The organism is Nonomuraea sp. NPDC004702, from assembly GCF_053601695.1.
In genome coordinates, this window is the sequence record NZ_JBSGCE010000205.1 from 1 (window position 1) to 1027 (window position 1027).

General features: G+C 67.7%; 1 protein-coding gene. It reads left to right on the forward strand.

Features of this window, described 5'->3' with window-relative positions; translation table 11 throughout:
* Window positions 1-128 precede the first annotated feature (128 nt).
* A complete protein-coding gene (locus tag ACWEJ6_RS54770; protein ID WP_452433719.1) occupies window positions 129-1016 on the forward strand; it encodes an IS5 family transposase in 888 nt (295 codons plus the stop codon).
* The last annotated feature ends 11 nt before the right edge of the window (window positions 1017-1027 follow it).

Below are 1027 nucleotides of genomic sequence, written 5' to 3' on the forward strand. Positions count from 1 at the left end.
CTAGGCCGTGTTTCGAAAGATCACGACGTGGTTGGGCGTGTCGTTGATCGTTAAAAGAAGAGGTCTCCGGTAGTTGGTTCAACGACCAAGAAGAACGAAGTACCGGAGACCTCGTGGCCAGCGTAGCGGTGACGAGGCGGCACGACCTCACTGACGCGCAGTGGGCGGCGCTGGAGCCGCATCTACCTGCCCGGTCGGGCAAGGGGCGTCCGCCCAAGTGGAGCAGGCGGCAGTTGATCGACGGGATCCGATGGCGGATCCGGACCGGGACGCCCTGGCGGGACGTGCCGGCCTGCTACGGCCATTGGTTCACGGTGTACGGCCTGTTCCGCCGCTGGCAGCGGGCGGGTATCTGGGCGCGGATCCTTTCGGCGTTGCAGGCGTGCGCGGATGCTGAGGAGAAGATCGGCTGGACGGTGAGCGTGGATTCCACCGTCGTGCGGGCCCACCAGCACGCGGCCGGCGCGCGGCGGGACGGCCACGCGCACAAGGAGCCGCCCGGTGGAGTGCACACAGAGCCGGCAGATCACGCGTTAGGACGTTCGCGCGGTGGGCTGACCACCAAGACTCATCTGGCGTGTGAGCAGGGCCGCAAGCTGCTGGCCGCGGTGGTGACCGCTGGGCAGCGGGGCGACAGTCCGCAGTTTCGCCCGGTGCTGGAGCGGATCCGGGTGGCCCGTCTCGGCGGCGGCCGTCCCCGGACCCGCCCGGACCGCGTGCTGGCCGATAAGGCCTACACCAGCAAGGGCAACCGCGGCTACCTGCGCCGACGCGGGATCAAGGCGTGCATCCCGAGCAAGAGCGACCAGGACGCCCACCGGCGAGCCAGGGGATCGAAGGGAGGGCGCCCACCTGCCTTCGACCCTGAGCTCTACCGGCTGCGTCACTCCGTGGAGTGCGGCATCAACCTGCTCAAACGCAATCGAGGTATGGCCACCCGCTATGACAAGCTCGCCGTCCGCTACGAAGCCGTCCTCACGATCGCTGCGATCAACGAGTGGCTGAAGGCCTTATGAAACACGGCCTA